The following is a 14573-nucleotide window of genomic DNA, read 5'->3' on the forward strand; positions in this document are numbered from 1 at the left end:
TCAAAGGTCAATAAAAAAGAGGTAAACATAGGGTTGCATTGATAATGATTATCATTTACAATGGCGGTGTAAGTTGTGTAAAACTTTACCAACCCTCTTCGCCAGAATGGAGCAAGAGTCATTTCATGATCATTTTCCCAAAAGGAGGAACAATCAATTTATGAAGGGCAATGCGATATATCTCGAAAGTCAGCGGAGGAGGGAATCTAATGCACGAACGTATCCTCGTAAAATTCCGATTGCCATTACAGAGGCCAGAGGTATTCAGGTAAAAGATGCAGATGGTCGAACTTATTTCGATTGTCTTGCTGGAGCAGGAACACTTGCCTTAGGCCACAATCATCCGGTCGTGATCGAGGCGATGAAAGAAGTGTTAACGACAGGTCTGCCGTTGCACACGCTGGATCTGACTACGCCAGTTAAAGAGAATTTTGTAGATGAACTCTTTGATATACTGCCAACTGAATTTGCGAGCAAGGCCCGTATTCAATTTTGCGGTCCTACGGGAGCAGATGCCGTGGAAGCAGCCATGAAGCTAGTCAAGACGGCAACGGGAAGAAGCGGGATGATGTCTTTCCATGGGGGATATCACGGGATGACCAGCGGTGCGCTTAGCTTAACGGGCAACCTGGGTCCAAAACGCCATGTGGGCGGATTGCTGCCAGGTACGCAGTTTTTGCCATATCCCTATGATTATCGCTGTCCATTTGGGATCGGTGGGGAGCAAGGCCACCAAATAGGCAGCCGCTATATTGAGCATTTGTTAGACGATCCGGAGAGTGGTGTGCTGTCGCCAGCAGGTATGATCATGGAATTAGTGCAGGGTGAGGGCGGGGTTATTCCAGCGCCTAATGCCTGGGCTAGGGAAATTCGTAGAATGACGAAAGAGCGCGAGATTCCATTGATCATTGACGAAGTGCAGACAGGAATTGGCCGAACAGGTCGTATGTTTGCTTTTGAACATGCGGGAATTATTCCTGATGTGATCGTGATCTCCAAAGCGATAGGCGGAGGTCTTCCGCTGTCGGTAATCGTTTATCGCGAGGAACTGGACAAATGGGAGCCTGGGGCACATGCAGGCACATTCCGTGGAAATCAGTTAGCGATGGCTGCTGGAGCGGCAACCCTGCGGATCATTCGGGAAGAGCGGCTGGTTGAACATGCGGCAGTCGTTGGTGAACGCCTGTGCAAGCACTTAGAGCAAACCAGATCGGCTGTGAGATGTATCGGTCAAGTCAGGGGCAGAGGGCTGATGGTCGGTGCTGAGATTGTGGATACCGAACGGGATGCTGACCGAATTGGCAGCTATCCGGCTAATCCGGAGCTCGCTCGTGAAATTCAACAGCAATGTCTGAAACGCGGCCTCATACTGGAACTTGGCGGTCGTCATGGCAGTGTTGTTCGCTTCCTGCCGCCGCTTATTGTAACGGAACACGAGATTGATCGAATTGCTGAAATTTTCCACGAAGCTGTCGTAGTAGCAGAGCGTCAGTCGCTAAGCCTTCAGGGGGTGCACGGGTGAACCGGGAATTCGCATCCGATTTTTTGAACAGAGCGGTGGAGAGTCAAGCTCTCTTTCGTAAACATATGCAGGCAGCTGTCGAGGTGCTCATTCGTGATTTCGCAGCATCTGAGCAGCCTTATAGCGGAGCTGTGCCACATGAGCTGGCAGCAGCCTTTCGCAATCGGCAGGTATGTCCTGAGCAGGGAGTTAGCATGGAGGAGTTGCTTGATTTCATCGGCTCAACCGTGGTGAAACATGCAGCAGTGGTGAATCACCCTGCGTGTGTGGCGCACTTGCATTGCCCACCCCTCCAAGCTTCACTCATGGCGGAAACACTACTTGCCACGATGAACCAGTCCATGGATTCCTGGGATCAGAGCATGTCAGCAACCATGCTGGAGGAAGAAATGATTGGCTGGCTATGTGAGCTTTTCGGCTATGAAAAGGGAGTCAGTGATGGTGTGTTCACCAGCGGGGGAACGCAGTCCAACTTCATGGGGTTACTGCTGGCCAGGGATCATTATGCCTACACGCAATGGAACTGGAATGTGCAACAGTTGGGATTACCTCCACAGGCTGACCGCCTGCGAATTCTTTGTTCGGAAGCGGCTCATTTTACAGTCAAGCAATCAGCGGCTCTGTTAGGTTTGGGACAACAAGCGGTCATCACGATACCTGTCGATGCGTCCGGGCGAATGCACTGTCATGTTCTCGAACATACAATCGATCGTTTACATCAAGATGGATTGCTCCCTTTTGCATTGGTGGGTACAGCTGGAACAACGGACTTCGGCAGTATCGATCCGCTGTCTGAGCTTGCAGCTCTTGCCCGTAAACACGGTATGTGGTTTCACATAGACGCAGCTTATGGAGGCGCGCTTGCTTTGAGTGATAAGCACGCCAACTTGCTAGAGGGAATTGCCTTAGCGGATTCGATTACCGTCGATTTCCACAAGTTGTTCTATCAGCCGATCAGCTGCGGAGCGTTCTTATTACGGGACGCGGTCAACTATCGCTATTTGCGGCTGAACGCCGACTATTTAAATCCACAAGAAGATGATCAGGCTGGTGTGCCGAATCTGGTGGGCAAGTCCATTCAGACAACGCGCAGGTTTGATGCTTTGAAGCTGTACATGTCACTGCAGCATCTGGGTCGTGAACGGTTTGCGGCAATGATTGATTACACCTTACAGCTCGCGTTGCACACGGCGGAACAAATACGGCAAACGAAAGCGCTCGAACTGTTGGCTGATCCGACTTTAAATGCTGTTGTCTTCCGATATGTACCTTCCACAGAGATGGAGAGCGCACGGGTTAATGAGTTAAATCACCAAATTCGAGACCGTCTCCTTGAGAGCGGTATTGCCGTTATTGCTCGAACGAGAGCGAAGGAAAGGGCATGTCTGAAGTTTACGCTGCTGAATCCGTTAACGACAACGGAGGATACTGCTGATATTTTGGCTCATGTCGTACGTATTGGTATGGAATTAGAACAACATAATGTGATCGAGCAGCATGCTCTGAGGGGAGTTTAATCATGATCCAGGATGAATTACTGGAAAACATACCAACGTTTGAGGAAAAGGGGGGAGACTCGTATCGGACGGCAGCCAGAGCTACGCTGCAAAGTTTGCTCAACAGCTTTCTCAGGGAAACTGGGTTAGGAGATTGGCGTGAAGTTGAAGGTAAATGGGTGCTGGAAGTGCCTTTGGTCAGTCAAGAAAGCCGTATCATCGTTTCAGTCAAACATAAATCTCTGACGGGAAGACATTTATTTCAGTTCCCTCTGCTCTGGAAGGGAAGCGCTGAGCGTGAAGGAGCTGCGGAAGATGAGCTGGTGTTAGTAGAGCGGCTAGTCCTTGAATTAGGTCATATCGTCAAAGTGGGAACGCCAGAACGAACAGATGACTTGCTACAGCGAATTAAAGAAAGCTGTGCCAGCATCGAGCAATTTGTCGCTGCCCGTGATGGGGATCGTGACCAGCTGTATGGCTTTGACGGAGATTTTATCACAGCAGAGCAATCCTTGTTGTTCGGGCACTTGCTTCATCCTACACCGAAATGTCGGGATGGAGTTCCTGCCAGCTTGCAATCGGTATTTTCCCCTGAGTTAAAAGGACAGTTCCAATTGCATTATTTCCGTGCACATCGGAGTATTGTGCGTGAGGATTCTGCGTTTGAACATACAACAGCAACGGAATGGATTAAATCGGATCTCCGCCATGCGGATGTTCAGACACCATACACCGAGAGCGATGCCTATACGTTGATTCCGCTGCATCCTTTGCAGGCGGAAGAAGTACTAGCCAAACCAGCCGTTCAGAAGCTGCTCGAAGCGGGCTTGCTTCAAGATCTGGGTCCATTAGGGCGGTATTACTCGGCAACTTCGTCGTTTCGCACGATGTATCATCCAGAGTCGCCATTTATGCCCAAAGGGTCTGTGCCTGTGCGAATTACCAATTCGGTACGTGTCAATCTATTCAAAGAATTGGAACGGGGCGTTGAGGTGTCTCGCCTGCTGCAAACCAAAGTCGGTGAGGTATCCAAACGATATCCAGCGTTTGCTATTGTGAAGGATCCTGCCTATGTTTCGATTGGCTTGGAAGGGCAGGAAGAGTCTGGCTTCGAAGTCGTCCTGCGTGAAAATCCGTTTCAAGGGAAGCAGGCTCAGCAAACTTCGCTTGTTGCTTCTCTTGTGCAGGATCCGTTACCTGGCTCAGAATCGCGGCTAAGCACGATCATTCGCCGACTGGCTAAGCAGGAGGCCCGCACAACGGAAGCGGTAAGTCTGGATTGGTTCCGCGAATATTTGAACATCTCTTTGAAGCCGATGATCTGGCTGTATGTCACGCATGGCATTGCGCTGGAGGCTCATCAACAGAACAGTGTTGTCCAGCTGAACAAAGGGTACCCCGACCGCTATTACTATCGGGACAATCAGGGTTATTATTTCTGTCATTCCATGAAAGAACACTTGAACAATGAGTTGCCTGGCATTGGAGACAAAAGCCATACGTTTTGCGATGATGCGATCGCCGATGAACGTTTCCGCTATTATGTTATTTTTAATCATTTATTCGGTTTAATTAATGGTTTCGGTACAGCGGGGCTTGCTGATGAACGTGATCTGCTGCGCGAACTGCGTGCCGTGCTTGCTGAATTCCTTCCGATGAACAGGGCGCCTTCGATTTTCCTGCAAAGCTTGTTAACGGAAGCCAAGATCCCGTGCAAGGCGAACCTGCTCACGCGACTGTACGATATGGATGAGTTGGTCGGTTCTCTGGAAAACCAGTCGGTCTATGTACTCGTGGACAATCCGCTGGTTCTGGAGGTGTAGCGAAAGTGTCGGGTGTTACAATTCGCAATTTAAAACAACTTTTCGAAGAGCCTTCTCTGGCATCCTACGAGGATCCAACGATTGGTAGGACGATTTCGTTTCGTCCAGTCGATCTAGAGCGCGACTTGTTGATGCTGCATAGTTGGCATCAGGAGCCACATGTTGTTCCTTTCTGGCAACTGAACATCTCTCTGGATGCCTATCGGAGCCACTTGGAGCGTTTCTTAGCCGATCCGCATCAGACGCTTTGCATCGGTGAGCTGGATGGGGAGCCGATGAGTTATTTTGAATCCTATTGGGCGGAGTCTGATGTCATTGGACCCTATTATGAGACGGATCCGGATGATCAAGGCGTACATCTTCTGATTGGTCCGCCAAGCTATCTCGGCCGGGGCTATGCATTTCCGCTGTTGCAAGCCCTCGTACGTGTGCAGTTTATGCATCCGGGGACCAAGCGGATTGTGGCTGAGCCGGATATTCGTAATGCGAAGATGCATCATATTTTCGAAAAATGCGGCTTTCGTTTTAGGCAGGAAGTGCAGCTTCCGGATAAAAGGGCTGCGTTGATGCTGTGTGAGCGAGAAGCTTTTGAAGTGATAACGTTGCAACCGTTACATACGCGAAGCAATGTTGGTTGTCAACATAGATAGAGAAACGAGGGAGATTTCTATTGGTTAGGCAAGCTATTCCGAATCATTCGGATGAATGGGATGTGCTGGGGGTCGGAGTTGGTCCTTTCAATCTCGGTCTTGCTGCGCTGCTTACGCGCGTACCCGAGATGAGGGCCCTATTCTTGGAACGGAAACCACAGTTCGAGTGGCATCCAGGTATGTTGATTGAGGGGACGACGTTGCAAGTTCCTTTTTTCGCGGATTTGGTGACGATGGCCGATCCGACGCATCCGCTCAGTTTTCTCAATTATTTGCATGAGCATGGAAGATTGTATCACTTTTACTTTCTAGAGAAGTTCCACATTCCGCGCAGGGAATATAACCATTATTGCAAATGGGCGGCGGAACGATTAGCTTCTTGCCGTTTCGGCTACGAAGTGAGTAGCATCCATCTGAAAGAAGGGGAATCCAGTTCCCATTTTGTCGTGGAGGCGAAAGAGCTTCATACCGAGCAAACGAAGACCTATGTTGCCCGTAACTTGGTACTAGGTGTTGGGAGCAGACCACGTATTCCGGAACGGTTTCAACACTTAAGCGGATCGAATGTTTTTCACTCGGCCGATTATTTATCGCAACGGGAACGATGCCTGAAAGCGCGGTCGATTACGGTCGTAGGCTCTGGACAGAGCGCAGCCGAAGTCGTGCTGGATTTGCTAAGAGCGCAGGGGGAAAACGGGTATCGGTTGGATTGGTTTACACGTTCTTCGGGCTTTTTCCCGATGGAGTATTCCAAGCTCGGACTTGAGCATTTTTCTCCTGAATATACGAAGTACTTCTACGAGCTTGCACCTGAGCGCAAGGATAGCATCCGAGCAGGGCAGGGCTTACTGTATAAAGGTATTAGCGCAAACACCATTGCGGATATCTACGATACGCTGTACGAGGCAGGAATCGGTGGGCAGGAAGGGCCAGGCGTTAGGCTGTTGTCCTTAACAGAAGTGGAGGAGTTGCTTCCGACCTCAGATCGAGGGAACGATGGCTACCGAATGCATTGCCGACAATTGCAGCAGGATGCTGCTTTCGAGCATACCAGCGAGATCGTCATTCTGGCGACAGGCTATGAGCATGCCGAACCGGCTTGCTTAAGTCCGTTAGAGCCTTATATGTGCCGAGATGCGAAGGGACGTTTGGATATCGCTGAGAATTATTCGCTGAAGCTGCGAACCAACGGGGAGAACCACATCTTTATTCAAAATGGGGAACTGCATACGCACGGTGTCGGCGCTCCCGATCTTGGTCTGGGCGCTCACCGGAACAGCGTGATTATTGAGCAGTTAGCAGGACGTGAGGTTTATCCGCTCAGAAGCCGAAATGTGTTCCAGCAGTTCGGAGTTAGCAAATGAGTATTCTGAATCCACAGTTGTCCAGTCGTAGATCGCGAACAGGCATGCAGGCTGCACTTCTTGGCTGCATGTTTCTAGGTCTGTTTACAGAAGTGCTGCTGTCACCATATTATCCGCAGTTTTTTCACCAGGTGTTCGGGATCGAGGACTACAGTTACACAGGTTTATATTTGTTTGTCTGCAGGCTAACGGTCGTTCTCTGCTCTCCGTTATGGGGGTGGCTGACCCGCAAGGTGGAAGCCAAGCGGCTGCTGCTCGTCGGTCAGGCAGGAACCGCCCTTTCGACAGCGCTGCTGGCTCAGGCGGATAGTGCGACAGAATTCCTCATTCTGACGGTATGTTTGCTCATTTTTAAAAGCAGTTATATGTTGATTTATCCAATTATTATGGAACTCAGCGATAAAGGCGCTCAAGCGGGATCGGCGGCCAAGTTTCATGCCGTTCATCATACAGCGGTTCTGATCGCTGCGTTGGTGGGTGCTCATATGCTTCAGATGGAACATCCATTAACGCTGTTTTATGGGGCGGCAGCAGCGGATGTGATTCAATTGATCGTATGCGTTGTCGTACTTTGGGGATGGAAAAGCGCTTCAAAGAAGGATGCTCGTCGTGAGCCTGGAGGTTCGAAAGGGTTGTTAAGCAGCTTGCTCCATGATCGAACGATTGTGACGCTGGGACTGTTGTTTCTTACATTAACGATCGCGAATCAAGTAGTCAGACCCTTTTTTACCCCATATGTCGAAAAAGACTTTGGCTTATCGATAGAATTAGCTGGCCTGTTATTTCTTCTTCCTCATGTCTGTGCTTTGATCCTACTGCCGTTTCTTCGCAGTTTAGCCAAGCCGGGCCGGCTGCCTATCGCGTACATGGTTGGCGTTGGAGCCATGGCTATCGGCTTGATCACACAAGGGATGGCGGAGGGCATAGTCGGATTGATCGCAGGACGTATGCTGTACGGTATGTTTCTAGCCATCACGATGGCCGTTCTCGATGTCATTTTGTTCCAACGGGAACAAGGAGCAACAGCTGCCATAGCCTTCAGTGTCATGGTATCTTTTCAGACAGCAGGAGAGTTATTATCTCCACTGATTGCATCGTTTTTGTCGATACAAGTGGGATTGAATTCGCCGCTGCTGGCAGCCGCCTTGCTTTGTCTTGTTAATGGCATGCTGTTTAAATGGTCCAATATCTATAGCTCACCGAAGGAGGCAACCACATGGCAAGTTCATGGCAGCAAGACCTCATAGCTCTTGAAGCTTTAAAATCGGAGAGCTGCGTACAAGTGCGTAGAAGAATTTTCCGACAATTGGTTGAATCGGTCATTTATGAAGGAATCGTCTTGCCGCATTCGGAACCACGATTCAGTCTGCAGGGTCAGGATGCCGAAGGTCGGGAAGTTTCGTACTGGTGCCTTGGACAACGAAGGCTCACATTTGGCCGCATTCGATTACAGGAAGACGCGCCGCTTATTCGGGTTGGAAGCGATGGTGAGGAAGAGGCGTTATCGCTTCGATTATTCATTCAGGAAGTGCTGAATGTGTCTGGTACGGATCGGAACAAGCTAGTTTCGTTCACAGAGGAGCTGGAGCACACACTCCTTAAAGATACGTTGGCTCAGTATGTGCGTATGCTTGGAAATACCGAATTGCACCAACTGAGCGGCGAAGAGCTGGAATCAGCTGTGATGGATGGACATCGCTATCACCCAAGCTATAAGTCTCGGATCGGGTTCGATTATGGGGATCATCTCACTTATGGCCCTGAATTTTCTCAAGATGTGAAGCCTTTATGGCTGGCTGTAAGTAAAGTAGAGAGCCGGATAGCTGTACTGCCTGATCTTACATTTGACGGCCTGCTGCGTGAAGAGCTGGGGAATGAAGTGGTATCATCCTTTTGCGATCTCCTACAAAGTGAGGGTTGGGACCCCGAGGCTTATGCGTTCGTGCCCGTACATCCATGGCAGTGGCGCCGCATTATCGCTCCTGCTTATGCAGAGGAGTATAACAAGAAACGCATGCTGCTCTTGGGGCCTTCCGAGGATGCTTATCGCGCTCAGCAGTCTATCCGGACACTATCCAACCGAACAGCGCCACAGAAAACATATGTAAAACTGTCGATGAATTTATTGAATACATCAAGTTCCCGTCAATTGCTCCCGCACTATACGGTAACGGCTCCAGTCTTATCTTCCTGGCTGCAAACACTCGTAGACGAAGATCCTTATTTAAAGGATGAAGCCAAGCTTATATTACTGCGGGAAGTGGCTGCCCTCACGTATGATCCACAAGGGAGTACGCCATCCCCCTTGTACGCAGCGGTGGGCTGCATTTGGCGAGAAAGCTTGCACGGTTATTTACGAGCCGGAGAGGAAACGGTCCCTTTCTATGCGCTTTGCACGCTGGAGAGAGATGGTACTCCCTTCATTGAGCCTTGGCTGCAAACCTATGGGGTCGAGGCTTGGCTGAACCGACTTCTTGAGCGGTGTATACTGCCTGTTCTCCATTTGGCCGCTGTTCATGGCGTGGCTACGGAATCACATGCGCAAAATATGGTGATGGTGCATCGAGACGGCTTGCCTGAGCGATTGGCACTAAAGGATTTCCACGAGGATGTCCTGTATGATCGTTCCTTCCTGAGCAGACCCGATTTGTGTCCGGACTTAACACAAGTACATGAACGCTACGCGCTGAAGGAGGAACGGGCTAACTTTGAAGTGGAGGGTGTGGCGCCACTCCGCTATCTGACACTTGGTGCGTTATTCTTCGTTAATCTTGGGGAGCTGGCGATGATGCTATGCGATCGTTACGGCTTTGAAGAAACTCAGTTCTGGCAAATGACGGCTGCTTGCATTCATCGCCATATCGAACGAGATTCACATTGGAAGGAGCGATTTGACACGTTGGATTTGTTTGCTCCAACAACACGTGTCGAGCAGCTAACGCATAAGCGGCTTGCCCTGCAAACCAAAGGGTTGTCGCATGAAGTACCGAATCCATTGTCGGCCTTCCTTCCTTGTTCGCCCAGTACACACAGAGAGGAGATTCGTCTTTGAATAAGAAATTGTTTGCTTATAATCAAACGTATTTCGGCCGGGATGATCTAGAAGCTCGCTGGAAAGCATGGGGGCTTTTGTCGCACACGCGGGAAGCATGGAAATCGGGTAAACGAATTGCGGTATGCATCGCGAATGCCTCTGAGTTGATTCCATTTGTGCTTTTTGCGAAGGATCTAGGGATATCGGTGCTGCTGCTTCACGGAGAGACACCGCTTGTAACTGCGATGACGCTCAGCAAAGAAGCGGGCTGCATCGGACTTGTGTATCAATCTGTCCAGGATGGATTCCATCCTATTGCTCCAAGCGAAACAGACATCGTCCCCTTGCAGGAGCCATCCATCTGTATGTTCAGTTCAGGCACGACAGGCAAGCCTAAGTTGATTAGCAGAACCTGGACGGCTATTGAGGCTGAAATCACAGCCTATAATGATGCCATTGATTTGGATAACTCGATCACACCGGTTGTGATTTCCCCAGTGAGTCATTCCTACGGCCTAATAAGTGGCGTGCTTTCCGCCATGGCGCGTCAAGTTGTACCTCACGTCGCCGCATATACGAACCCGAAGCTGACACTGGCTCTTCTGCGGGACACACCGAAACATATCGTTTATGGCGTCCCATTGACGCTGCATGTTCTGACCTCGTTCCCTTCGGATATACGTTTCCATCAGTTCATGAGCTCTGGCGCGCCGATGCCGCAAGGGTTGATTGATAAGCTGGCTCCGTTGGCGGCGGATCGTTTGCTCCAGCAATACGGCTGCTCGGAAGCGGGATGTATTAGTGTGAATCATTCTCTTCGGAAGAGTGCAGATATTGGCAAGCTACTAGGGCACATTCAAATTGTGGAAGCAGGTTCATCATCTGATGAGCCAAAAGAGTTAATCATCGCCGTTCAGAATCAGGTGATCCATACGGGCGATCTTGCCTATCAAGATCAAGGAGCTTTACATCTTTTGTCCAGAGCGGACGATGTTATCAACGTATCGGGATTAAAAGTATATCCCCTAGAGGTGGAAAATGTGATCTCCCAAATGGATGAGATTATGGAATGTGTCGTCTACCGAGGAAGTCACCCCGTGATGGGCGAGATTGCATGCTGCATGGTCGTGGCAGATCCTGAGATCAAGCCGGAGACTGTTCGAGAGTGGTGTATTCAGAAATTGCCTCCCTATAAAGTGCCATCTAAAGTCGACTGTGTGACGAAGCTGCCACGAAATGCAACGGGCAAAATTAGCCGTAAATTGCTAGAGGAGGCACAATTAAAGCAATGACAAGGGAACAACGAACGGAAAAATTGAGAACCATTATGGCAACCAAGCTGCTTCTGGCACAGCTGCCTATCCTAGAGGAATCGCACAGATTGAACGAGGATCTTCGAATCGATTCTGTCATGATGATGCAGCTGCTGGTCTGGATCGAGGTTGAATTTGGCCTTTGCATTCCAGAGGAAGAAGTCGATCCGAGAGTGTTTCACACGGTAGGATCTCTGCTTGATTTCATGGAGAGTTTGTCCCCTGTCTCTGTCGGCATAGCCGAAGAGTAAACGAAGTGAAGGAAGGAGGCAAGGTCATGTTCGGATGGAAGGATCAACGCATCAAGGTTCATTGTGTGTTGAGCTGCATGTGCGAAGTGGTCAAAAGATATAGCAACGTCGATTATCGCCCTTTTTATTTCAACGTGTGGGAAGAGCAGTTCGGATGGCATGAATCGGGATTATCGTATTATTCGGAGACGTTTCAACCCACTCGATTAATGCAATGGTACGAACGAATGTTTGGTGTTGTGGCCGTGCAATGGCATGACCCACTTCAAGATCCGGCAGCAAATGCAGCCAAACTGGTGGAGCTTGTTGAGCAAGCGCCTAAGCATAGGCACGTTGTTGTGCAGATCGACATGTCGCTTATGCCCGAGCGGGAAAATAAGTTTAATTTGAAGCCATTCCCTCATTATGTGATCGTTTCAGCTACAGATCGTGAGGACGAATGGTTCATGCTGGATGCGGATATGAAATGGGAAGGCATGGTAAGCCGTGAGCAGTTGATTCATTCTTTTGTTCAAAATGCTTACCCTGACGGATTCTATATCGATGCCCCTACGATTCAACAGCCGACGCCAGAGAACGTCATCGCGTACTTTTATGACGCATTTCATCTCGATCGCAATGAACTGGTAACTGGACTTCGAACACTTGTCGCAAGGCTTACGGAGGATCCGGCCAAGATTTCCTCGCTAGGGGATGCCCTCAAGCATCTCTATGTTATTGTGATACGCAAATACGGGTATGACTATGCTCTGATGTATTTTCATGATGAACTGCAACTGCCTAGGGATAATTATGAGTATTGGGCGCAGCAAATCCGCGATTTGGTTCAAGCCTTTAATACCCTGCAATTCCTGGCTGTTAAGATGTCACTGACAGGAGGCACTAAGCAGCTTACTTCCATTATGGAGACATTGAATAAGGCCGAGGCCATTGAACGAGGCATTAAGGCTGAATTGGAACGGGAGCTTATCTTATGGTCCGCAGCACAGTACGCAAATGTGAAAGGGGGGACTATGTAATGTCCGAATTGTCTAGATTACGATGCTCGCTCTGCACCATTACCTTCCGTCATACGTTGATTTCATTCGAGGAACTGGTGGAATTCGCCCGAGTTCAAGGCTTCGACGGGTTAGAAGTATGGGGAGCTCACGCCCTTCACTTGTACAAGGAACGGGAAGGTTCGGAGAAAGCCATCCTCGAAGGGGCTGGTTTGACTGTTTCGATGATCAGCGACTATCTGGATGTGGGCACACAGGTGAATTTCGCAGATACGGTTGCCAAGTGCAAGGAATTGCTTGTCGTCGCGGATTGGCTTGGAACAAGTAAAATTCGTACGTTTGCCGGAATGCGCGGAAGCAGAGAGGTGGACACGGAGGAGTTCGAAGACACGGTCCGTCAACTGCGAATTCTTGGAGACCTGTGCATGAATCAGGGCATGGAATTGCTTGTCGAGACTCACCCTGGGACGTTGGCCGATCATAAGGAGGCTGCTCATAGGCTCATGCTTGAGGTTAATCATGAAGCCGTTAGGTTGAACATGGACTTTCTGCACATGTGGGAAGCCGGTGACGATCCATTAGAAAGTTACGAGTTGTTGGCGCCTTGGGTAGACTATTTCCATCTTAAAAATGTGAGTTCACTGGCGCACTGCAACGTGTTTCAACCTCATCAAGTGTATGCAGCGAACGGCAGCCGGAAAGGTATGGTATCATTAGAAAATGGGGCGGTAAATTATCGTCCAATTATTGATCGAATCAGTCAGAGCGGTAAGTTCGCTTCTCTGGAATGGTTCGGCGCAGATCCTATGCGCATACTGAAAGAGGAAATAGGCTGGCTGCAGGGGCGGCTGAATCGATTGCACCCAGTGTTAGATTAGTCGTTACTGGACAAATTTGGAGGATGACTGAACATGAGCAGCGACATGGTAACTTCGCTAAAGCACTATCATTTATTACTCGATTCCCCGGAGAGCTCAGAGCTTAACAGGGCATATAAGCTGGACGACGAAAAAGGGGTCGCAGAGCTGCTAGAACAGTTCGCTCAGCAAATCGGCGCCCCCGATCGTAAAGTAGCGAGTTCTTTGTTCGTGAAGCGGTACAGTCATTTCATTACCGGTGCCTGGGACGCTTGGGTACGCTATGGACGTTGCTTAGATGTATCTCCAAGTAATGTTGCTATTTCGCTCAAAAACAAGCATCTCTACTACCGCCTTTTGTCTCCATACTCATTGGAGAATTGGGCAGGGAGCGGCCCTTTTGCTGTGGAAAGAGAAAGTTATGCTCGCCATCTCTTTTTGGATCATGCCCTGCCCTTTTTGAAGCAAATCGTGAACTGGAGCGGGATCGATGTGAAAACATTGTGGGCAACAATTTCTTATAATTTGGTTTATTATATAGACGAATGGCGCACAGAAGCTGCAACATCTTCGGAGAAAGCGTACATCGAGGACAATTTCCGCTATTTATTACACGAGGCCGATGCCATCCAGGTGTTCGGGTACTCCATGAACCCGTTGACGGCCTCATTCCGTTGCGTTGATATACCGGGAGTTGATGAGGAGAAGATCATGATCCGCTCGAAATGCTGTCTGCATTTCCGCATGCCGGGCGAAGATAATTATTGCTACACGTGTCCTACGATTAAAGATGATCGAAGAATCGATAAGTACTTGGCGCACTTGGCGCACCATCATTAGTACGGAGGAACTATTGCCAAATACAAAGGAACCCTAGACAATTATATGGAAGGGTTCCACGTTTATCGGATAAAGCGGCAAGAAAGCTCGTTCTTAAGCTAAAAGCTCCCTAATCCTGCGAAAGTGCAGGAAGTAGGGAGCTTTTTTAACATAATAGAAAGTATAACATTCAAAGAGCAGGATCCCCTTCTAACCATGGCGGTTTTGCAGGGTCGGCTGTCGCATGCTAGCGCACAAAAATTGTGCGCAAGAGAAGAGCCCGGCCGATTGTCGCACGGCTAGCGCACAAAAATTGTGCGCAAGAGCAGAGCCCGGCCGATTGTCGCACGCTAGCGCACAAAAATTGTGCGCAAGAGCAGAGCCCGGCCGTTTGTCGCACGCTAGCGCACAAAAATTGTGCGCAAGAGCAGAGCTCGGCCGTTTGT

12 protein-coding genes are annotated in these 14573 nt (G+C 49.5%); all 12 read left to right on the forward strand.

From position 1 onward, the window contains the following. The first annotated feature begins 160 nt into the window (after positions 1–160). The 12 genes from AC58PQ_RS17390 (at position 161) to AC58PQ_RS17445 (ending at position 14148) form a co-directional block, all read left to right on the forward strand. Complete coding sequence (locus AC58PQ_RS17390; RefSeq protein WP_497243611.1) at positions 161–1522, forward strand: aspartate aminotransferase family protein; 1362 nt, start codon at positions 161–163, stop codon at positions 1520–1522. After that, complete coding sequence (locus AC58PQ_RS17395; RefSeq protein ID WP_497243613.1) at positions 1519–3039, forward strand: pyridoxal phosphate-dependent decarboxylase family protein; 1521 nt, start codon at positions 1519–1521, stop codon at positions 3037–3039. Before AC58PQ_RS17390 ends, AC58PQ_RS17395 begins: the two co-directional genes overlap by 4 nt. Before the next feature lie 2 nt (positions 3040–3041). Further along, on the forward strand, positions 3042–4841 hold the full coding sequence (locus AC58PQ_RS17400) for an IucA/IucC family protein (protein ID WP_497243615.1): 1800 nt from the start codon (positions 3042–3044) through the stop codon (positions 4839–4841). 80 nt (positions 4842–4921) lie between these two features. Further along, complete coding sequence (locus tag AC58PQ_RS17405; protein WP_497243805.1) at positions 4922–5491, forward strand: GNAT family N-acetyltransferase; 570 nt, start codon at positions 4922–4924, stop codon at positions 5489–5491. Positions 5492–5511: 20 nt separating this feature from the next. After that, entirely contained in the window at positions 5512–6855 is a 1344-nt protein-coding gene (locus tag AC58PQ_RS17410) for a lysine N(6)-hydroxylase/L-ornithine N(5)-oxygenase family protein (protein WP_497243617.1), read from the forward strand. Continuing rightward, positions 6852–8102 (forward strand): MFS transporter, encoded by a 1251-nt coding sequence (locus AC58PQ_RS17415; RefSeq protein ID WP_497243619.1) that lies wholly within the window; start codon positions 6852–6854, stop codon positions 8100–8102. The genes AC58PQ_RS17410 and AC58PQ_RS17415 overlap by 4 nt, the downstream gene beginning before the upstream one ends. Then, positions 8072–9907, forward strand: coding sequence for an IucA/IucC family protein (locus AC58PQ_RS17420; RefSeq protein WP_497243621.1), 1836 nt, complete (start codon positions 8072–8074; stop codon positions 9905–9907). Before AC58PQ_RS17415 ends, AC58PQ_RS17420 begins: the two co-directional genes overlap by 31 nt. Continuing rightward, complete coding sequence (locus AC58PQ_RS17425) at positions 9904–11181, forward strand: AMP-binding protein (RefSeq protein ID WP_497243623.1); 1278 nt, start codon at positions 9904–9906, stop codon at positions 11179–11181. Before AC58PQ_RS17420 ends, AC58PQ_RS17425 begins: the two co-directional genes overlap by 4 nt. Further along, the gene (gene asbD / locus AC58PQ_RS17430; protein ID WP_497243625.1) at positions 11178–11453 is read left to right on the forward strand and encodes a petrobactin biosynthesis protein AsbD; all 276 of its coding nucleotides are present in this window, start codon (positions 11178–11180) and stop codon (positions 11451–11453) included. Before AC58PQ_RS17425 ends, asbD begins: the two co-directional genes overlap by 4 nt. 26 nt (positions 11454–11479) lie before the next feature. Then, positions 11480–12472 carry a DUF6005 family protein gene (locus AC58PQ_RS17435; protein WP_497243627.1) on the forward strand — a complete coding sequence of 331 codons (993 nt, stop codon included), beginning with the start codon at positions 11480–11482 and terminating at the stop codon, positions 12470–12472. After that, the gene (locus tag AC58PQ_RS17440) at positions 12472–13329 is read left to right on the forward strand and encodes a sugar phosphate isomerase/epimerase family protein (RefSeq protein ID WP_497243629.1); all 858 of its coding nucleotides are present in this window, start codon (positions 12472–12474) and stop codon (positions 13327–13329) included. Before AC58PQ_RS17435 ends, AC58PQ_RS17440 begins: the two co-directional genes overlap by 1 nt. 33 nt (positions 13330–13362) lie before the next feature. Further along, positions 13363–14148, forward strand: coding sequence for a hypothetical protein (locus AC58PQ_RS17445; RefSeq protein ID WP_497243631.1), 786 nt, complete (start codon positions 13363–13365; stop codon positions 14146–14148). Positions 14149–14573: the final 425 nt, after the last annotated feature.

The organism is Paenibacillus sp. J22P143, from assembly GCF_059692035.1.

Coding starts and splice junctions, on each gene's coding strand:
- AC58PQ_RS17415 (WP_497243619.1), top strand. CDS start 6,852: ATGAGTATTCTGAATCCACAGTTGTCCAGTCGTAGATCGCGAACAGGC.
- AC58PQ_RS17420 (WP_497243621.1), top strand. CDS start 8,072: ATGGCAAGTTCATGGCAGCAAGACCTCATAGCTCTTGAAGCTTTAAAA.
- AC58PQ_RS17440 (WP_497243629.1), top strand. CDS start 12,472: ATGTCCGAATTGTCTAGATTACGATGCTCGCTCTGCACCATTACCTTC.
- asbD (WP_497243625.1), top strand. CDS start 11,178: ATGACAAGGGAACAACGAACGGAAAAATTGAGAACCATTATGGCAACC.
- AC58PQ_RS17435 (WP_497243627.1), top strand. CDS start 11,480: ATGTTCGGATGGAAGGATCAACGCATCAAGGTTCATTGTGTGTTGAGC.
- AC58PQ_RS17445 (WP_497243631.1), top strand. CDS start 13,363: ATGAGCAGCGACATGGTAACTTCGCTAAAGCACTATCATTTATTACTC.
- AC58PQ_RS17390 (WP_497243611.1), top strand. CDS start 161: ATGAAGGGCAATGCGATATATCTCGAAAGTCAGCGGAGGAGGGAATCT.
- AC58PQ_RS17400 (WP_497243615.1), top strand. CDS start 3,042: ATGATCCAGGATGAATTACTGGAAAACATACCAACGTTTGAGGAAAAG.